This window comes from Dyadobacter jiangsuensis, from assembly GCF_003014695.1.
Lineage (GTDB): Bacteria > Bacteroidota > Bacteroidia > Cytophagales > Spirosomataceae > Dyadobacter > Dyadobacter jiangsuensis.
Genome location: NZ_PYAS01000006.1, coordinates 162,478 through 180,950 on the forward strand (window position 1 = coordinate 162,478; position 18,473 = coordinate 180,950).

19 protein-coding genes are annotated in these 18,473 nt (G+C 48.4%); 7 read left to right on the plus strand and 12 right to left on the minus strand.

Annotated features, from left to right (window positions below; translation table 11 throughout):
* Positions 1-39 precede the first annotated feature (39 nt).
* A complete protein-coding gene (gene porW / locus CLV60_RS14035; protein ID WP_229210966.1) occupies positions 40-2,193 on the minus strand; it encodes a type IX secretion system periplasmic lipoprotein PorW/SprE in 2,154 nt (717 codons plus the stop codon).
* 178 nt (positions 2,194-2,371) lie between these two features.
* Between porW and CLV60_RS14040 the strand changes: the two genes are divergently transcribed.
* On the plus strand, positions 2,372-2,599 hold the full coding sequence (locus CLV60_RS14040) for an AtpZ/AtpI family protein (protein WP_106596224.1): 228 nt from the start codon (positions 2,372-2,374) through the stop codon (positions 2,597-2,599).
* 26 nt (positions 2,600-2,625) lie between these two features.
* Here the strand turns inward: CLV60_RS14040 and CLV60_RS34855 are convergent, their stop codons facing one another.
* Positions 2,626-2,760 (minus strand): hypothetical protein, encoded by a 135-nt coding sequence (locus CLV60_RS34855; protein WP_262510559.1) that lies wholly within the window; start codon positions 2,758-2,760, stop codon positions 2,626-2,628.
* 246 nt (positions 2,761-3,006) lie between these two features.
* Here CLV60_RS34855 and atpB point away from each other — a divergent pair, with 246 nt between their 5' ends.
* From atpB to atpH, 4 genes are all read left to right on the plus strand, one after another.
* Positions 3,007-4,101, plus strand: coding sequence for a F0F1 ATP synthase subunit A (gene atpB / locus CLV60_RS14050; RefSeq protein WP_106596000.1), 1,095 nt, complete (start codon positions 3,007-3,009; stop codon positions 4,099-4,101).
* Between the two features lie 45 nt (positions 4,102-4,146).
* Positions 4,147-4,410: an ATP synthase F0 subunit C gene (gene atpE / locus CLV60_RS14055; RefSeq protein ID WP_090150806.1), complete on the plus strand. Its 264-nt coding sequence runs from the start codon at positions 4,147-4,149 to the stop codon at positions 4,408-4,410.
* A gap of 150 nt (positions 4,411-4,560) precedes the next feature.
* Entirely contained in the window at positions 4,561-5,055 is a 495-nt protein-coding gene (atpF, locus tag CLV60_RS14060; RefSeq protein ID WP_229210967.1) for a F0F1 ATP synthase subunit B, read from the plus strand.
* Between the two features lie 23 nt (positions 5,056-5,078).
* Positions 5,079-5,615, plus strand: coding sequence for an ATP synthase F1 subunit delta (atpH, locus tag CLV60_RS14065; RefSeq protein ID WP_106596001.1), 537 nt, complete (start codon positions 5,079-5,081; stop codon positions 5,613-5,615).
* A 59-nt stretch (positions 5,616-5,674) separates the two neighbouring features.
* On the opposite strand, the gene CLV60_RS14070 is transcribed toward atpH, so the two are convergent.
* The 10 genes from CLV60_RS14070 to CLV60_RS14115 all read right to left on the minus strand — a co-directional run bounded on the left by CLV60_RS14070 (position 5,675) and on the right by CLV60_RS14115 (position 17,055).
* Entirely contained in the window at positions 5,675-6,562 is an 888-nt protein-coding gene (locus tag CLV60_RS14070) for a sugar phosphate isomerase/epimerase family protein (RefSeq protein WP_106596002.1), read from the minus strand.
* A gap of 31 nt (positions 6,563-6,593) precedes the next feature.
* Positions 6,594-8,285, minus strand: coding sequence for a carboxylesterase family protein (locus CLV60_RS14075; RefSeq protein ID WP_106596003.1), 1,692 nt, complete (start codon positions 8,283-8,285; stop codon positions 6,594-6,596).
* 95 nt (positions 8,286-8,380) lie between these two features.
* Entirely contained in the window at positions 8,381-10,921 is a 2,541-nt protein-coding gene (locus tag CLV60_RS14080; protein WP_106596004.1) for an ATP-dependent Clp protease ATP-binding subunit, read from the minus strand.
* Positions 10,922-10,987: 66 nt separating this feature from the next.
* Positions 10,988-11,647, minus strand: a complete 660-nt coding sequence (locus CLV60_RS14085) for a WbqC family protein (RefSeq protein WP_229210968.1) — start codon at positions 11,645-11,647, stop codon at positions 10,988-10,990.
* A gap of 105 nt (positions 11,648-11,752) precedes the next feature.
* Positions 11,753-12,379, minus strand: coding sequence for an L-threonylcarbamoyladenylate synthase (locus CLV60_RS14090; protein WP_106596006.1), 627 nt, complete (start codon positions 12,377-12,379; stop codon positions 11,753-11,755).
* Between the two features lie 31 nt (positions 12,380-12,410).
* Complete coding sequence (locus CLV60_RS14095; RefSeq protein WP_106596007.1) at positions 12,411-13,403, minus strand: glycosyltransferase family 2 protein; 993 nt, start codon at positions 13,401-13,403, stop codon at positions 12,411-12,413.
* Between the two features lie 118 nt (positions 13,404-13,521).
* Positions 13,522-14,454 (minus strand): YihY/virulence factor BrkB family protein, encoded by a 933-nt coding sequence (locus tag CLV60_RS14100; protein WP_106596008.1) that lies wholly within the window; start codon positions 14,452-14,454, stop codon positions 13,522-13,524.
* A gap of 13 nt (positions 14,455-14,467) precedes the next feature.
* Complete coding sequence (locus CLV60_RS14105) at positions 14,468-14,887, minus strand: acyl-CoA thioesterase (RefSeq protein WP_090373563.1); 420 nt, start codon at positions 14,885-14,887, stop codon at positions 14,468-14,470.
* Positions 14,888-14,889: 2 nt separating this feature from the next.
* Positions 14,890-15,927 (minus strand): endolytic transglycosylase MltG, encoded by a 1,038-nt coding sequence (mltG, locus tag CLV60_RS14110; RefSeq protein ID WP_106596009.1) that lies wholly within the window; start codon positions 15,925-15,927, stop codon positions 14,890-14,892.
* A 48-nt stretch (positions 15,928-15,975) separates the two neighbouring features.
* A complete protein-coding gene (locus CLV60_RS14115) occupies positions 15,976-17,055 on the minus strand; it encodes an Ldh family oxidoreductase (protein ID WP_106596010.1) in 1,080 nt (359 codons plus the stop codon).
* 81 nt (positions 17,056-17,136) lie between these two features.
* Between CLV60_RS14115 and CLV60_RS14120 the strand changes: the two genes are divergently transcribed.
* The gene (locus CLV60_RS14120) at positions 17,137-17,760 is read left to right on the plus strand and encodes a DUF502 domain-containing protein (RefSeq protein ID WP_106596011.1); all 624 of its coding nucleotides are present in this window, start codon (positions 17,137-17,139) and stop codon (positions 17,758-17,760) included.
* Between the two features lie 87 nt (positions 17,761-17,847).
* Positions 17,848-18,462, plus strand: a complete 615-nt coding sequence (locus CLV60_RS14125) for a hypothetical protein (RefSeq protein ID WP_106596012.1) — start codon at positions 17,848-17,850, stop codon at positions 18,460-18,462.
* Positions 18,463-18,473 lie beyond the last annotated feature (11 nt).

The window sequence follows — 18,473 nt, forward strand, 5'->3', positions numbered from 1 at the left end:
GATAGGTTACTGGAAAGGCAAATATACGATTTCAGCCTATTATCTCTTGCCCATGGACAGGGAATTGAATTCCTGCATTTCTTTCAGACGGGGCAGATAAATGCTGGTGGGATACAACCGCATGAACTCGGTAATAGCCTGCCCATAGGCTTCCTTCCCTCTTACTTTCCCGATCAGAAATACGCGCAGCAACGCGAATTTGTCCTCCAAGGAACTTCCTTTGTAGGACGGCAGGTTTTTCTCGATATCTTCCAGCGCTTTGGTGTAGTTGCCATCCGCGTAGAGCTTGTACATGGCTTCGTACTCCTTCGTCGCATTCCCGGATGTGCCTCCCGTGTCGGTCGTTTTGTTGACCAGGCGGGCATACGTGGACGTTGGGTATTCACTTAACAACTTGGATTTCCAGGATTCCTTCTGAGCCGCATTCTCTTCATTACTCAGGAAAAGCAGGTAATAGATTTCGTCCTTGTATTGCGTTTTGGGATACTCGGACAACACACGTTCAAATGCGGCGATCGCGCGGTTGGATTCTTTAAGATCAAACCGATAGATCTTGCCCAGGTTATACAGCGCATCTTCTTTCTTCTTCTGAGATACCGCGAATGCCGTATCCGAAAGCGGAACGTCCTTTTTCAGTAATGCATGCACCTGGTCCCATTCAGGCGTACCTTTTTTCAAACCGGTGTTTTCCTGCGATGCCTGCGCTACATTAGCACTGTCGGCACCGGCCGCAGCATTATTTCCTGTGAGCGTACGCAACGGGCGGCTGCTCCGGCGCCAGTCGTCTTCGAGCGGACGGTTCCCCCAGGCCCTTTTAAAGTCTATTTTGCCCTTGTTCACCAATGCAGGGTCGAACAGCTCAAAGCGGCGTTCTCCGCCTGTGACCAGCGGATTGCCTCCGCCTTGCTGCATACTTGCGTTCTGTGCGGCGATTTGCGCTTTTCGTGCCTTCTCCTCCTCTTCGATGCGCTTCTTTTCTTTCGCTTCGATGATCTGGTCGATCTTATTATCCAGTTGAGCCGGGTTCATTTTGGCCAGTCTTTGAAGGCTATCCTCAGTCGAAACAATGGTGTATTGTGTCACAAAATTGTCGAGTGCACGTTTCCTGTCGGCTACGAGGCGGTATTCAGGCGCTTCCTGCGGCAGAATGGTCAATGCACTGTCGTAATAGGCTTTGGACATTTCAAAATTTTCAAGCGCTTCATATTCTATCCTCGCCAGTTGCAGATAGGTATAAGCCTTTTGCTGCATATTCCCTTTGGATGCCGCTGCCGCCATTTGCAAGTACTTCACCGCTTCCGGGATTTGCTTTTTATGTTCGGCCAGCAAGCCCATCGTGAAATACACGTGGTCTTTCAGGTCGTCGTTTTTACGATCGCGGAGCATTTTATCAAAGCCTACGTTGGTAACATCACGTTTCGGATCCAATACCACCTCATTTTGCAGCGAATTCATATTGGAATAAAAGCCCAGGTCGTAGTTGGGCTTGTTCCTATTCACACTTCTATAATGCTTGTTGGCTAATGCATACTGCCCGAGGCGGTCGTACATCTGGGCCGCTGCAAAATGGATACGTGCAGTTTCAGTTGATTTTTTTAAAAGCGGAAATGTCTCTTCCAGAATCGCTACGGAAGTGAGGTATTCTCCGTTTTGCTGGTGCAGATAAGCCTTGGTGAGGTAAAAATCACGTTGCGAAGCTTTGCTCAACGGCTGCTGGCTGAGGTATTCGGCCACGCCCAATGCGTTGGAATAGTCCTTATGCTCGATATACGCCCGCATGAGCAGGATCAGGGCGTTGTTTTTATCGCTCTCGTCGCGCCCGTTGGCATATACGTAACGCAAAGCTTCCAGGCCATCGGCCCATTGTCCGAGGTACAACCTCGATTTACCCAAAAGGATGTAGCTATTATCGATCCACTTACTGTTCTGGTGCTTTTCGGCGACGATCGACGCCTTTTTGATCGCATCCTGTAACTTGGGCTTCACCGGCTGAGCGAGGATCGAATCCATCGGAAGCAATATCGGGAGCAATTGGTTATAGTTTTCCTTATATGCTTTCTGCATTTCGAACTCCGCTTCCGCCATATCCTGCTCGGCCATGAAATAGGCATTATACCGCGCTGCTACGTTGTGAAAAGTGATTGCACCCGGCCGTGAGCTGTACTGCGAACAGGCAGCCGCGACGATAATCATGACAAGTAGCGGTAATGTGCGTCGGATATGGGAGGTAAAACGGTCGATCACGAAATTGACTTTATGGGGTGTTCGTCTTTGTGTCAGGTTGCAAACCTAAAACGGTATTTTCAATAAAACCGTATCGAAGATAATGCCATTTGCAAAATTTGAAGCAATTTTACCTTTATATTCTACCATGATGGAAGATCCGAAAAAGCCCGTGGACAAAAGCACGTCGACACGCTTCCTGAAATACTCGGGAATGGCGACGCAGATGCTGGGTACTATCCTGGCGTTCACCTGGGGCGGCTACAAGCTCGACGAGTGGCAGCAAAATAAGGTCCCGGTGTGGACACTCGTGCTCTCGCTGGTGTCCATTGCGGCATCGCTCTACCTTTTAATAAGAAGTTTTACCAAACAATAATTGCTCCTCGCCGACGCACGCGCATGCTACGTACCCTGATCGCAACCATTTTGCTGGGAATTGTATTTTTCCTGGCTCAAAGATTCCACGCCGATTCTTTCCTGCATCCTTATATCTGGTACATTCTCGTATTCTTTTTCGGGCTCGCATTTCTCGTTCATAGGCTGATGGAATTCGGAATGCGGAACAAGCGTGAGAAATTTGTCACATTTTACATTTCAAGCATCGTTGCGCGGATCATTCTGAGCATCATTTTCATTGGCCTTTTTTTATACAGAGGGCTAACTGATTCATTCCTATTCGTTATCAACTTTTTTGCACTCTATTTATTTTACACATGCTTTGAAATATATGGTTTGTATCGTAACTTGCGCCGCGATTGACAAAGCATAGTATTTCAAGCATTTATGTATACCCATCTGAGACGGTTTTTTACTATCGCCCTTATAGCGGCAACATGCGTTTTTAACCTCCCGGCCCGCGCCGACGAACCAACTCAGCACGAGGCTGACAAGGTCGCTCAGGCTGTGAATGAGGAAGAGCATAAAATTGAACATAAGCTTGAAGAGCACGAAGCGAAGTTCAATATCGGTGAGATGATCATGCACCACATTGCAGATTCTCACGAATGGGAGTTCTCCCACGGTGTTTCTCTGCCGCTCCCTGTAATTCTTTATTCGGAAGACCGCGGTTTGGAGGTTTTTCTTTCTTCCAACTTCCACAACGAGCACCACGAATACAACGGTTACCACCTGGTACACGGCGAATCGGAGCAAATCGTACCGGTTGATGAGGCTCGTAAAATCTACGACTTCTCGATCACCAAAAACGTAGCTTCGATGCTCATCAGCGCCGTGATCCTGATCCTCGTTTTCACAAGCGTTGCAGGCTGGTACAAAAACAGCAAAGGCAAAGCGCCAAAAGGCTTCGCATCGGCGATGGAGGTGATTATCCTCTTTATCCGCGACGAAGTGGTGAAACCGAACGTAGGACCGAAATACGAAAAATACCTTCCTTATCTGCTCACGTTGTTCTTCTTCATTCTGATCAACAACATCATGGGTCTGCTTCCGGGCTCGGCTAACCTTACCGGTAACATCGCCGTAACCATGACATTGGCAGTGCTTACATTCATCATCGTTCACCTGAACGCGAATGGTAACTACTACAAACACCTTTTGAGCCCTCCGGGTGTACCTGCTCCGCTGTTGCTGATCATGATCCCGGTTGAGATTGTAGGTGTATTTATGAAGCCATTCTCTCTGATGGTGCGGTTGTTCGCTAACATCACAGCAGGTCACATTATCCTTCTGAGCTTGTTCGGTCTGATCTTTATTTTCCAAAGCTTCGTGATCGCGCCGGTAATCTCCCTGTTCGCATTGTTCCTGAACTTCATCGAGATCATGGTAGCATTCATCCAGGCATTCATCTTCACACTATTGTCGTCCATGTACATTGGTACCGCTATCGAAGAGCATAGCCACGATCACGGACACCACTGATTCTGAATCTCTTTTTTATTAATTTATATTTTAAACAAACAAATTATGTTCGCTCAAATTTTGCTTCAAGCTGCTGAACAAGGTGGTGCAGGTCTTGCAGTTTTCGGTGCTGCTATCGGCGCAGGTCTTGCTGCTATCGGTGCAGGTCTTGGTATTGGTAAAATCGGTGGTAGCGCTGTTGAAGGTATCGCCCGTCAACCAGAAGCTGCTGGTGCAATCCAAACTGCAATGTTGATCATCGCGGCTCTTATCGAAGCGGTAGCGCTTTTCGCAGCGGTAATCTGTCTGCTTATCTCTTTCAAGCTTTAATAGAGCTTCCCGAAAGGGGAACGCTGCCCCGGCGCGCTAGGCCCGGATGCGGTGCAAAAACATTCTCGTGGGAGCATTAGGCTTCCACGAAATTTTAATAAGAAGAGAGAAGATTTCAGATCGTTCTTACACTCAAAAACTCATTTAACTATGTCATTGCTTACTCCAAACCCAGGCCTTATTTTCTGGATGCTGGTAGTATTTTTGCTGGTAGTGTTCATCCTGTCGAAATTCGCATGGAAACCTATCCTCAAAGGACTGAAAGACCGCGAAAATGAAATCCAGGGCGCGCTGGACCTCGCAGAAAAAACCCGTGCTGAAATGGCACAATTGAAGTCGGACAACGAAAAACTGATCGCAGAAGCGAATGCAATCCGCGACCAGATCCTTCGTGACGCGAAAGACGCTGCCGACAGAACGATTGCCGAGTCGAAAGACAAAGCCGCTGCGGAAGGTCTGAAAATCATCGAAAGCGCACGCGAGACTATCCGCAACGAACAAGCGGTAGCCGTGAGCAAAATCAAGAAAGAAGTTGCTACGCTTTCATTGGAAATCGCTGAAAAAGTATTGCACCGTGAATTGGAAGACAAAGGAGCTCAGGAAAAACTGATCGCTGACCTTGCTTCATCTGCACGTCTTAACTAATCAGCATTTAAAATCTAATTCCGATGTCAGTAAGTATTGTAGCATCCAGATATGCAAAATCGCTGATCGAGCTCGCCAAAGAACAGAACGTTCTGGACACGGTTTATCAGGATATGCTGCTGTTCAAAGAAACAGCGGACGAGAACCGCGGCCTGATGCTTGCATTGAAAAGCCCGGTGGTGCGTCACGAGAAGAAATCAGGGATTCTGAAAGGCCTTTTCAAAGAGCGCGTAAGCCCCGTTTCATTCGCGATATTCGATATTATCACCAAGAAGAACCGGGAGGCTATCCTCGACGAAATCGCGGTGGAATTCATTAAAGCTTATAATGTTTACAAGGGAATCGAAAAAGCGACGGTGGTAACCCCTACCCCGCTGACCGACGAGCTTCGTAAACAATTTACCGATATTGTTGCCAAAGCAACCGGAAAAACGGTTCAGCTTGCCGAGAAAGTAGACAATGCTCTGATCGGCGGATATGTGTTGACAGTGGGCGACCGCCAGATCGACGCTTCGTTGCGCAGCCGTTTGAACGAACTTAAATTACAGTTAGTAAACTGAAATTTTTATCTGCATAATTTGGAAGACCCGGCTGCTATGCGGCCGGGTCTTTTTTTATGCTAAACTTTCATCTTCACGACGTTCTTGAAGCTGGTTTCGATGGCTTGCACCGGCGGTACCTTCGCCACGTCCTGCTCCACGAAGAAATGCGTCATACCGGCCAGTTTACGGTTATCGAAGATCTTCTTGAAATCGATCGAACCGGTTCCTACCTCTGCAAATGAACCGTCTTTCTTGTCGATATCCTTCACGTGCCACAGCGGGAAACGGCCCGGATATTTCTTGAACAACGCAACCGGATCAATGCCCGCCTTTACAGCCCAGTACAAATCCAGTTCGAGCTTCACAAGCTTCGGATCGGTTTTGCCTGCAATGTAATCGTAAGGCAGCTCGCCGCCGATTTTCTTGAACTCGAAATCGTGGTTGTGGTATCCGAACTGCAAGCCCGCTTTCTTGGCTACTTCGCCGGATTTGTTGAACAGGTCGACGTAGCTTTTATACTGGTCGATCGTCTTGCGCTCCGACTCGGTCAGGTAAGCACAATTCACGTATTTCTGTCCCAGTTCCGCCGCGTCGTCGACAGCTTTCTGCCAGCTATTACTCAATGTGCCTTTGGCTGTTTTGTTCTCCACACCAGCACCGTAATGGCCGCTTACCGGGTTCAAGCCAAGGTCTCCGAGGATCTTCTTGAACTCCTTAGGCGTTTTACCGAAAAATTTGCCGTCAGAATAGCCGTAGAGCTCCACTTCCTTATAACCGATCGCCGACACTTTTTTGAGCGTGCCCAGTAGGTCTTTCGATATTTCATTGCGAAGCGTGTACAATTGTAATCCGATTGGCGAAGAGGCTGTTACGTCCAGGCTCAATTTGGAGAGCATGGGAGTAGCCAGCATGAATGCGCCGGCTTTGAGGAACGATTTCCGGGAAATCTTTTCGTTGTAATCCATTGGGTTAATGATCAAAAAAGTAAAAAATAAACTACGGGGTAATATCAACGGCGCCGGACGCCGAAAGCTTGCGCTTCGCATCGTCGTCCAGTTTCCACTCCTGTGTGAAATAATTATCGATCAGCAGGTTGGCAGACGAATCTTTGAAAAAAATAATGTCTTTGAATTCAGGAAGCTTACGATGCATCACCGATACGAATGGGAATCCCTCGTCTTTCACGCCGGTCCACCATGGCAAACCTGAGCTGACAGCCACATAATGTCCGTCCATTGGCAGAACATAGAATAAGCCGTGTGTAGTGTCCCCTTTCTTCAAATGCACGGGAAGCATATCTGCATGTTTCGCGATCAATGCATTGGTCTCCTTTGTACCAAACAATATGAGGTTAGAACTTTCGATATCGCTCGGGCGCACTTCCTTATCGGCCAGGACCCGCGGGAAGAACATGATCCGCCCCAGAAACTCGCCCCGGTACTGCGACCAGCTCGCCGCCTGCGTTGCCATATCGACGCGCTTTTTCAGTTCTTCGGGTGAAGGATTATCGGCCGTCCCGTACACATACACGTGACGCGAAGCAAATGCCGCATATATCGGTCCTTCGGCACCTTTTTTCTTGCCTGTGTAAATGGACATAATCGTCGCGCCTTCCACAGCCCATTTGCCATTAGGAGAATCGCGGAAAAGGGTTACCACGCTATCGGTCTTCGCATTCACATTCGCACCGTCGATTTTCAATGCTAATGCAGCGCCCAACTTGAATTTCGGATGATCTTTCAGGTTTAGCGTAAACTTTTCAAGGTTTTGCGTTTTGATCTCCAACGCATTCTCTTTGGTAAACTTCGCATCGATCTCAGCTAGTTTACCATAGGCAAACCTATTGATCTGCACCCAGAATGCCTTATCGTATTGGTACTGCTTGCTCACAAACCGAACATGATCGGGATGCGGGTTGCGCTTGTAATCGTCGAACCACTGGAAAATGTATTCGTTGTCATAGGCATTCACCCAACTATCGTGCTTCACATCGACGAACTCCTTATAACTCACTTCTGCCCCCAAATCCTGCAAATGACTCACCCATTTCTGGGTGCCGGCCACCGGTACCACGGGGTCGGCGTCGCCGTGAAAGAAATGGACCGGAAAGTTAGTCGCATTAGGTGCAAGATCGAACGTACCCGCAGGCGGCGCGGGGCACACGGGCGCAATGGCCGCCCATATGTCCGGGCGCGTAAGGCCGATCCACAACGTTCCGCCGCCACCCATTGATAGGCCAGTGAGGTAAGTACGGTCTTCATCGATTTTAAAGCGCTTTTTCACATCCGCCAGCACGTCGTACACATCCTGCTCGGGGATACCCTGGTAACCGGCCGTCCCGCGTGCATACGGCGAGGCTACGATGTAGTCGACATTCTCCCATTTCGGAAAGTAGCGTGTGGCTTCCACGTCCGTTTCTCCTTCGGCATTGCTTTTGCCGAAAACACGGCGTAATGCAAGGCGGTGATTGGAGCCTGCGCCGTGCAGCATAATCACGAGCGGATACTTTTTGTTTTCGTCGAAATTAGCGGGAAGATAAAGCCCGTACGGCTGCTCTGTATCGTCGGCGTCTGAGAAAAAAGTGAGGACCTGAGGGCCCGAAGGCAATTTTTGTGCAAACACGCAGGTATTAGTAGCTGCAAGACTGAGTGTTAGGCTCAGCACAGCGCTTTTCCAGTTAGGTCCCATTAGTTATACGAATTTTCGATGGCTAAATATAAATAAAAAAGGCAGGTCTTCCGACCTGCCTTTTAAGCTACTTGTGCTTTCCGAGCATTGCAAATCTAGTTTGCGAGCTCTTCTTCCTTCTTGCGAACACTAATAACGAGTTGTTCACTCTTCTCTTCATGATCGGCCACCAGTACATCGCCTTCGCGAAGGTCGCCTTTCAGTATTTCTTCCGCTACGGGATCTTCCAGGTATTTCTGGATCGCACGGTTCAAAGGACGCGCTCCGTATTGCGGATCGTAACCTTTGTCGGACAGGAAGTCTTTCGCAGCGATGGTCAATTCAATTTCGTAACCCAGACCTTTCACACGGCTGAACAATTTGCCCAGTGAAATGTCGATGATGCGGTGCAAATCTTCACGTTGCAGTGAGTTGAACACGATCACATCGTCGAGACGGTTCAGGAACTCCGGAGAGAATGCTTTACGCAATGCGCTCTGAATAGTACCCTTCATAATGTCGTCCTGGTTTTCCGCTCTTGCTTTGGTCGAGAAACCGATTCCTGTTCCAAAATCTTTCAAATCACGTGCTCCGATGTTAGAAGTCATGATAATGATCGTATTACGGAAATCGACTCTTCTTCCCAAACCGTCCGTCAGAATACCGTCGTCGAGCACTTGCAACAGGATATTAAATACATCCGGATGCGCTTTTTCGATCTCGTCGAGCAATACAACGCTGTACGGTTTGCGGCGGATCTTCTCGGTCAGCTGGCCACCTTCTTCGTAGCCTACATATCCCGGAGGCGCTCCCACCAAGCGCGATACGCTGAATTTCTCCATGTATTCGCTCATATCGATGCGTACCAGCGAGTCGTCCTTATCGAACAGGTAAGTCGACAATACTTTCGCTAGCTCAGTTTTACCTACACCGGTTGGTCCAAGGAAAATGAATGAACCGATTGGTTTCTTAGGATCTTTCAAGCCCACACGTGTGCGCTGGATCGCTTTCACCAGCTTCTCGATCGGCGGGTCCTGACCGATTACTTTTGCTTTCAGCTCATCCGCCATGTTCAGCAATTTCTTGCCTTCGTCCATCGATACGTTCGTGACAGGGATACCCGTCATCATCGCAACCACCTCAGCTACATTGTGTTCTGTAACGGTGTAGCGTTTCTGCTTGGTTTCCTCTTCCCACGCCAGTTTAGCTCTTTCCAACTGATCGATCAGTTTTTTCTCACGATCTCTCAATTGGGCAGCCTCTTCGTATTTCTGGCTTTTTACCACCCGGTTTTTTTCCTGTTTGATGTTCTCGATTTGTTCTTCGAGCATCAGAATATCCTCAGGAACCGTGATGTTGCTGATATGCACGCGAGCACCTACTTCATCGAGTACGTCGATGGCCTTATCCGGCAGGAAGCGGTCGGTAATATATCTTTCCGACAGTTTCACCGCTGTGCTGATCGCCTCAGGCGTATAATTCACGTGGTGGTGATCTTCGTATTTGTCCTTGATGTTGGTCAGGATCTGGATCGTTTCTTCGATCGAAGTCGCATCCACCATTACCATCTGGAAACGACGGGCCAATGCGCCGTCTTTCTCGATGTACTGGCGGTACTCGTCCAGCGTGGTAGCTCCGATACATTGGATTTCCCCACGTGACAACGCCGGCTTGAACATATTCGAAGCGTCCAGCGAGCCTGATGCACCACCTGCGCCCACGATCGTGTGCAGCTCATCGATAAACAGGATCACATCCGGTGATTTTTCCAGCTCGTTCATAACCGCCTTCATTCTTTCTTCAAACTGGCCGCGGTATTTGGTACCGGCCACGAGCGAAGCAAGGTCGAGCGTTACAACGCGCTTGCCGAACAGCACACGGGATACTTTTTTCTGAACGATCCGCAATGCAAGACCTTCCGCGATGGCTGTTTTACCAACGCCTGGCTCACCGATCAGGATCGGGTTATTCTTTTTACGGCGGCTCAGGATCTGGGCCACGCGCTCGATCTCTTTCTCACGTCCGACGATCGGGTCGAGCTTGCCTACTTCCGCCATTTTGGTCAAATCCCTTCCAAAGTTATCCAGGACAGGTGTACGGGATTTTTCAGCACCTTTAGATTCTTTACCGGAAGAAGAGCCACTACCGCCTCCAAACATTCCGCCTCTGGCTTCATCATCCCCGTCTTCGGTCTCCGGCCCCATATGAGGTCTGGATCCGGATGATTGATATTCTAACATTTCCTTGATGACTTCGTAGTTAACATTGAATTTATGCAATATCTGGGTACCTACATTGTCTTCGTCACGCAATATCGAAAGAAGCAAATGCTCAGTTCCGATGAGCGTGCTTTTGAAAATCTTGGCTTCCAGATATGTAATCTTCAATACCTTCTCCGACTGCCTCGTCAGAGGGATATTTTGTAAATTTTTAACGTTGTTTGTGGCCGCACCTTTTGTCGCCTGCTCGATCGTCTGGCGGACATCGTCCAGCGACACGCCGAGTTTTTTAAGCAACCCTATGGCTACACCATCACCCTCGCGTATCATTCCTAATAACAAGTGTTCTGCTCCAATGTAATCGTGACCCAGGCGGAGGGCTTCTTCCCGGCTCATTGAGATTACCTCTTTCACTCTATTCGAAAATTTTGCTTCCATTGTGTAGCAATAAAAAGTGTTTATGTATTCTAAACGCTACTTGATCCCCGTTTGTTCAAAATAGCTTTATTGAGACTTACAGGATCTTAACAAGACACTTTTTGCTTCCGGCCCCATATTAAACAGTAAATCAACAATACTTAAATTCCCCACAAAATCATTCCCGAAGGTCTGATAGTACGGTGTCGGGTTGTAATATTTATGCAAATCCGGCTGTTTTCGGTTGTTTATGAGTGAAATATCATTTACAACGTCTTTTTCGGCTATTATTTCACCTGACAAATTGTACTTAATGTCCTTTTTTATACCAGTCAATCTAAGACAAATTGTCAACAATTCATAGTTAAGATCGACGAGGTATGCCAACTTCTTTTCGTAAACACGCACAAATTCATGGACGTAATACTCGTAAAAAGGAGACTTTCCGTAGGCTGACTGCAGGCAACCCAGATGGCGCCGCGTCCAATCCTGGTTATAGTCGATCAAAATATCTTTCGTGGAGCTCGCTGCCTCATACCCTTTCACAGGGATCGTCAGCGTATCTATTTTATTGGTAGTGAGTACATTGCAGCGATTTCTATAAGTCTGCTTCACATACCTCTCCTCAACGTCAATGTAGACCCGGTCGTACTGTAAAATACAAGTAAAATACTCTAAACAAGGCAGATACTGCAATTCAATCCGTACTTCCGTGGACTGATCCTCTTTAACTAAAAAATCCGACACTATCAAATATGGTAAAGGCTTATGATATTATCAAAAAATTTATAATAATTATTTTGCACAGTCAACAATGTTCAACAGCAACTTAAATCATTACAATTTTTGACCTCAAAGGAAGATACTAACATCGCCCAAGCCTTCCCGAATGATCTCAAAATCGTCGCCATCCGCCTTCACAATGGTGGATGCGACGTTACCTCCGTAACCTCCGTCCACGACCATATCCACCTGGTGCTGGAACTTCTCGAAAATCAGTTCGGGATCGGTTGAATACTCGATAATCTCGTCGTCGTCGCGAATGGAGGTCGTCACAATCGGGTTCCCTAACTCCTTTACGATCAAACGGGGAATAAGGTTGTCCGGCACCCTGATTCCCACCGTTTTTTTATTGGTGTTCAACAGCTTGGGAACATTGCTCGTCGCTTCCAGAATGAATGTGTACGGACCGGGAAGCACCCTTTTCATGGTTTTGAAAGCCGTATTGCCCACTTTCGCAAAATCGGAAATGTGGCTCAGGTCGTAGCAGATAAATGAAAAGTCGTTTTTCTGGGGCTTGATGCCTTTAATACGAGCTATTTTCTCGACTGCCCGGGTGTTGTAAATATCGCAGCCGAGACCATACACCGTATCGGTCGGGTAAATCACCAAACCTCCGTCGCGGAGGCAGTCCACTACCTGACGGATTCGACGCTCGTCAGGGTTTTGAGGATAAATTTTAACAAACTCAGCAGGCATAAGGGAAATTTAACTTTTTGACCTAACAAAATCAAAATGCAAATCCTTCCTGCGGCGTCAATTTTTTTAAGTTTTCGATGTAGAACCTGTAAGCGAAATTCACCGGCAAATGCAGCCTGCACATCAATACGATCAGCTCTGTCTGCAAGCCCGGATTCTCGATATAGTTCAATAACCGGCGGAATCGCACGGCCAGTTCGAACTCCTGCGCGTACAGACATTTACGAATGAATGTACGTATACGCGCGGCCAAAAGATCGAACTCTTTCTGATCGCGGTTGAGGTCATAGGCTTTGTTGCAAACAGCATAATAGGACTGCAACATCCCGCTGCCTTTTTTGTAAACACCAGTGGAGAGAGAAGTTTTCAGAACCCGCTTTTTCGTCAGGATCTCGTCAAGGTAGAAGTATTTAAAACGGACCGACGACCGCACCCAGAAATCAAAATCCTCGAACGCCAGCGTCTCGTCGTAGCCGCCGAGGAGCTGCAATGCGGCCGTTCGCATCATCATAGTAGGTGTGCAAATGAAATACCGTTCGAGGATGTTCTTGTAAACATCGCCCGACGGCACCTGACAGGCAGCCTTCCCTTTATTATCGGTTTCATAGTGGTAATGCAGTTGCTGGCCGGCCTTTCCAATATACCGCGCATTGGTGAACACCACGGCGTAATCCTCTGAAAGAGCTTCGAAAGCCTCTACCTGCTTTTCGATCCGGTCGGCGATCATTACGTCGTCGCCGGAAAGGTCAATCACGTATTTGCCTTGCGCGATAGTTAAGCCCTGGTTAAATGCCCGGCACAAGCCTACATTATGGCGGTTGCGGATTACCTGAAAGGCGGGCGCCTTTCCTTTGAAACTCTCAATCACACCCAGCGTATTGTCTTTGCTCGCATTATCGATGACGATCAGCTGGATGTATGGATAAGTCTGGTAAAAAACGGAAGTCAAAGCTTCCTCAGTGTACTTCTCCTGATTGTATGCCGTCAGGATAACTGTAACGAGTGGTTTTTCCAAGTTTGTCATGTCGTGCGCTCCATGCGGTCCCTTCATTTACGGTGTGTATTCGGAGGGGATAAGGGCACCGCACCACAAAATTACCAACAACAAACCGGAGATGCCGATAATGTTATTATCCGGCAAATCACCGATTTACCTCGCGCTTGGAAGTCAGCCGACCGCGTGCCCGGTTAATACTCGCATTGATTTCAAAACCCAGAATAATCACAAATGCAAGCAGGTAAATCCAGATCATCAGCGCGATCATCGTACCGATGGAACCGTAAAGCTTGTTGTAGGAGCTGAAACGGGAAAGGTAGAACGAGAATCCGTAAGTAGCGGCGAGAATCAAAAAAGAGGCGATTATGGAGCCCGCATTCACGAACGTAAACTGGTGCCCGTGCGAGGGCGCGAACCGGTAGATAATCGAGATCGTCAGCATGAGCGAGCCAAAGCTGATCACATACCGCAGGATATTAAGCAAGGCAATGAGCCAATTGTCGCGGATAATGTGCCAGTCTCCAATGATATTCATCACCGCATCCCCGACAATCAGCAAAACCACAGAAAGGAAGAGTACGACTATCAGAAGCAGCGTAAGCATCATGGCTATGCCCCGGATAGCCAGGAAGCCACGCGTTTCAGTGTCGTCATACACCATGTCGAATGCACGCATGAGCGACATCATTCCATTGGTGGAAGCAATCATCGCGAAGATAAAACCGAGCGAAAGCACACCGGAACGTGGCCGGCTGACAATGTCCAGGATCGTCTGGTCGGCCGCCTCGAACGTACCGCGCGGCATATTGTCGCGAAGTAATGCGAAGATCATTTGATCGAGGTTCTCGATCGGAATGTAGGGAATGAGTGTAAAGAGAAATATTATTCCCGGAAATGCAGCCAATGTGAGGCTATAAGCCACCGCCGAGGCACGCTGGTCGATCTCGTGTTTCTTATTGCTGTTGACCAGGTTCAGGAGAATATCATATAACGACACCGTCCCCCGGAAGAGCATCGTTTGCTGCAACCAGATAATAATGCGCTTGATGTGGCGGTTTATCAGCAGTTTTTCAAGCATAACCGGCCGCGTGTTATCCCTTTGGTTCAAAATAGGGTTTCAGTTTTTCCAGCAGTTTATCGGGCGCCGGGCATAATTTGCCGGTATCCATTCGCTGGAAAACCAATGTGGTATCCCCGGTATTGAGCAAAACACGTTCCTGATTACGGATTTCATAGGCAAAACGGATCCGCACACCAGGCAATTCTTCAATTTTGACCAGAATATTCAGCTCGTCGTCGTACCGGGCTGGTTTCAGGTATTTGTAATGGCACTCATAAACCGGCATCATCACACCCGAATCTTCCATCGCTTTGTAATGAAAATCCAGGCTGCGCAATGCCTCTACCCTGCCGATCTCATAGTACCGGGCATAATTTCCGTAATACACATATCCCATCTGGTCGGTATCGGCATACCGCACCCTGATGCCCTTAACTTCGTGAACAAACATCCTTACTTCATGATTTTCAACCGGTTCAACTCAGCCTGATAGAGGCGCGCATTGTTGAGGTGGTCGGTATAGTTGGTGGCAAAAGCATGATAACCCGAAAGGTCAGCTTTGGCACACATATAGGTATAATCGTGCTTTTCGTAATTCAAAACCGCGTCCAGGGAGTTGAAATCCGCCACGCGGATCGGGCCCGGAGGCAAACCGGTGTTAATGTAGGTATTGTAAGGCGATTTGATCATCAGTTGCTGGTTGAGAATGCGTTTGATCGCGAAATCCTGCAATGCAAATTTGATGGTCGGGTCCGCTTGCAGCGGCATATTAGCATGCAGGCGATTGATGTACAAGCCAGCCACGCGCGGGCGCTCGTCCACTTTGCGCGCCTGCTCTTCTTCCACAATCGAAGCCAGAATCGAGACTTGAACGGGTGTCAGCCCGATTTCCTTAGCCTTTGCCACTTTCTCGTCGGACCAATACTTCTTATACTCACTATGCATCCGGTCGAGGAACTTCTCGGTGCCGGTAGTCCAATAGATTTCGTAGGTATTGGGCAGGAACATCGAGACGATTGTCAATGTATCAAGACCATATTTATTGCAAACCGCCGGGTCGTTCAGTGCCTTGCGGAAGTTATCCTCCCCAAATTCAAAACGCGCACCGATGCGCTTGATCAGGTCTTCTTTCAGGCGGATATTGTTGAATGTCAGCTTCACCGCATCCTGATTACCCGACGAAAGCTTTTTCAACACTTCATAGTTGTTGCTCTCCGGCTTGATCACGTACCGGCCCGGCTTCACTTTTTCAGTGTATTTCAAAAATTTGGCCAGAAACTGAAACGAAATATGGTCGTTGATCACCTCATAACGGTTCAATGAGTCCAATACCGTTTTGTAAGTAGCGTTTTCAGGCACGAGCAACACGAAGCTCGATTTTTTATCAACCTGCAAATTCGGCGTCCGGAAGATCTGCCAGAAATAGAAGGAGAAGGTAGTGACGAGGATCGCAATGGTGATAAACAATCCTATTCTAAAATTGCGCGACATATGTTTCAGCAGTCGGCTGTCGGCTGTCGGCCGTCAGCTTTGTTTTATTTATAAATTAATTTCAAATGGTATGCCGAAACGCTTCGCCAGCTCATCGAGTGACAAAACTACCGGTTCGAGCAGTTTGATACCGTTCACGCTGCGTTCAGCTTCCATTTCTCTTTCAGGATCGCCGGGAATAAGCACCTTTTCGCCATCCACAGCCCGCGCATTACGAAATGCACCGATCCATTTGTCCATATCTGCCTTAAACTCATCGGCCGGTCGGAAGCCGTCGACGCGCATTGCGCCCACAAAATGCCCGGTACCAAGTCCTACGCTCTGCTGCACGCCCATGAAACCAGCGGTAGCGAACGGCGGCACCCACGGCCCAAAGTTAGCACCTGAAAGCACTCCGGAAAAAATATCGACAATCGCACCTAAGCCATAACCTTTGTGGCTGCCATGCTCGCGGTCGGAGCCCAGCGGCAGCAAACCGCCTCCGCTTTTTACGGCATTGGAATCCGTCGTCGGGTTACCATCCGCGTCCTGTGCCCATCCCAGCGGTGCAGGAAGGCCTTTTCTTTGTAATATTTCAAATTTACCGTAAGCTACTGCCGTCGACGCGAAGTCTGCCACAAAGGCAGGTTCCGTCAATGCCGGCACCGCAACGGCAATGGGATTTGTACCTAATAATTTATCCAATGAAAAAGTTGGAGTAACAAGCGGGGCCGCATTCGTCATCGTCCAACCGATCATATCTTTTTGCAATGCCAGCATCGCATGATAACCCGCAATACCAAAATGATTCGAGTTTCTCACCGATACCCAGCCCGAGCCCACTTTCTCGGCCTTTTCCATCGCAATTTCCATCGCTTTCGGTGCCACCACCAATCCTAATCCGCGATCTCCGTCCACCACAGCCGTACTCGGCGTTTCATAGGCGACGGTCACATTCGGTTTCGGGTTCAAACGACCGTGGTCGTAAAGTCTTACATAACCCGCCAAACGGGCGATCCCGTGGGAATCCACACCCCGCAAGTCCGCGCTGACCAACACTTCGGAGGCCAGCCGGGCCTCTTCCTGAGAACATCCAATCGCCAGAAAAACTTGCTCAGTAAAATGTTTTAAATAACTGGCCTGATACATATACGTCAAATAATGAACTTCTTGCTAATTTTGCCCTACCGCCAACCAGCGTGCACCGCGTGCCGCGCCCGGCGTGCAAATATGGAAATTAAAAACTCATTCCTCAAACGCATCATCAGCTACTTCATCCGGGGGCTCGTGCTGGTGGCGCCGTTGTATGCGACCGTCCTGATTATCTGGTCGGGCGTCGAGTACCTCGACAATATCCTCCCCATTGAAGTAAATATTTCCAACCAGCAGACACTTTACCTGCCCGGCCTGGGCGTGCTGATCATCATTTTCGGCATTATCCTGCTCGGTTTCCTGTTCTCGACGATCGTCCCGCAATCGTTTTTCAAGTTCACCGAAAGCATCATGCGCCGCATTCCGCTGGTGAGCTTGATCTACTATTCCATCAAGGACCTTATTCTTGCATTTGTAGGGGACAAAAAGAAGTTTAACCAACCTGTACTGGTGACGATGTATAAAGAAACCAATATCAAAAAAATCGGTTTCATCACCCAGACAGACCTCAGTCACCTCAAAATCGCCGACCATGTGGCGGTGTATATGCCGCTCTCCTACTCGCTTTCGGGTGAGCTTTTCATAGTTCCGGCTGAGAATGTAACGCCGGTTGATGCCAAAGCCACGGATGTGATGAAGATGCTTGTGTCCGGTGGTGTATCTGTGAAGGTTTCGAAGGAAGAAACGGCTGAGGACGACTAGTTTAACCCGTTTTTAATGGGCAACAATGCAACAGTTGTGCCCGTTTAAGAGAATGATTCCCTATATTTGAACCATTCTTTTAGTACTATGAGACAACTCCTTCCCATTGTCGTTTTGCTGTTCCTGGGGAATATCAAAGCATGGTCGCAAGACCATTATGACCCTAAGAAAACCCTTTCCAGTGAAGAACTCTTTCTGAAACAGGGCAGCAGCAGCCGGGTAATCGCCACGCCGGGACAAAAATATCTGGTACTCGACGCCTCCCCTTTCATCGGCGGTTTCCACCGGTACCGCTTCTTTCCGGGAGATAATATCAGGTTCAGGATGAAGAACGAAACGATCCGCTTCAACGAAACGATCGCTTCCGTAGACGACTCCGCATTTACCATCGGGGTAGTGAATGAGGCCGTCGGCCGGATGGATTACCAGCGCATATTGCTCGAAGATATCCGCCTGATGAAAGTTTCCAGGAGGATACCCTTCGTTTCCCAGGCTGCTCCGTTGCTTCCGTTGGCCGGTCTGATCTTCATCGGAGCCGATTTCTTCAATAAGGGCGTCGATAACAAACGTTACACAACCGATACCTCCACGCTCGTTATTGGCGGCTCGCTCATGGCTGCGGGGTATATTTGTTATAAATTCACATTCGCTTCCCTGAAAATCAATTCCAGGAATAAGCTGAAAGTGCTTGAAACCTATTAATTGCGAAACAC

What these genes read in the sequence shown, in the direction of transcription:
- porW (WP_229210966.1), bottom strand. Translation starts at nt 2,193, where the DNA reads ATGATTATCGTCGCGGCTGCCTGTTCGCAGTACAGCTCACGGCCGGGT.
- CLV60_RS14040 (WP_106596224.1), top strand. Translation starts at nt 2,372, where the DNA reads ATGATGGAAGATCCGAAAAAGCCCGTGGACAAAAGCACGTCGACACGC.
- CLV60_RS34855 (WP_262510559.1), bottom strand. Translation starts at nt 2,760, where the DNA reads ATGAACGAGAAATGCGAGCCCGAAAAAGAATACGAGAATGTACCAGAT.
- atpB (WP_106596000.1), top strand. Translation starts at nt 3,007, where the DNA reads ATGTATACCCATCTGAGACGGTTTTTTACTATCGCCCTTATAGCGGCA.
- atpE (WP_090150806.1), top strand. Translation starts at nt 4,147, where the DNA reads ATGTTCGCTCAAATTTTGCTTCAAGCTGCTGAACAAGGTGGTGCAGGT.
- atpF (WP_229210967.1), top strand. Translation starts at nt 4,561, where the DNA reads ATGTCATTGCTTACTCCAAACCCAGGCCTTATTTTCTGGATGCTGGTA.
- atpH (WP_106596001.1), top strand. Translation starts at nt 5,079, where the DNA reads ATGTCAGTAAGTATTGTAGCATCCAGATATGCAAAATCGCTGATCGAG.
- CLV60_RS14070 (WP_106596002.1), bottom strand. Translation starts at nt 6,562, where the DNA reads ATGGATTACAACGAAAAGATTTCCCGGAAATCGTTCCTCAAAGCCGGC.
- CLV60_RS14075 (WP_106596003.1), bottom strand. Translation starts at nt 8,285, where the DNA reads ATGGGACCTAACTGGAAAAGCGCTGTGCTGAGCCTAACACTCAGTCTT.
- CLV60_RS14080 (WP_106596004.1), bottom strand. Translation starts at nt 10,921, where the DNA reads ATGGAAGCAAAATTTTCGAATAGAGTGAAAGAGGTAATCTCAATGAGC.
- CLV60_RS14090 (WP_106596006.1), bottom strand. Translation starts at nt 12,379, where the DNA reads ATGCCTGCTGAGTTTGTTAAAATTTATCCTCAAAACCCTGACGAGCGT.
- CLV60_RS14095 (WP_106596007.1), bottom strand. Translation starts at nt 13,403, where the DNA reads ATGACAAACTTGGAAAAACCACTCGTTACAGTTATCCTGACGGCATAC.
- CLV60_RS14100 (WP_106596008.1), bottom strand. Translation starts at nt 14,454, where the DNA reads ATGCTTGAAAAACTGCTGATAAACCGCCACATCAAGCGCATTATTATC.
- CLV60_RS14105 (WP_090373563.1), bottom strand. Translation starts at nt 14,887, where the DNA reads ATGTTTGTTCACGAAGTTAAGGGCATCAGGGTGCGGTATGCCGATACC.
- mltG (WP_106596009.1), bottom strand. Translation starts at nt 15,927, where the DNA reads ATGTCGCGCAATTTTAGAATAGGATTGTTTATCACCATTGCGATCCTC.
- CLV60_RS14115 (WP_106596010.1), bottom strand. Translation starts at nt 17,055, where the DNA reads ATGTATCAGGCCAGTTATTTAAAACATTTTACTGAGCAAGTTTTTCTG.
- CLV60_RS14120 (WP_106596011.1), top strand. Translation starts at nt 17,137, where the DNA reads ATGGAAATTAAAAACTCATTCCTCAAACGCATCATCAGCTACTTCATC.
- CLV60_RS14125 (WP_106596012.1), top strand. Translation starts at nt 17,848, where the DNA reads ATGAGACAACTCCTTCCCATTGTCGTTTTGCTGTTCCTGGGGAATATC.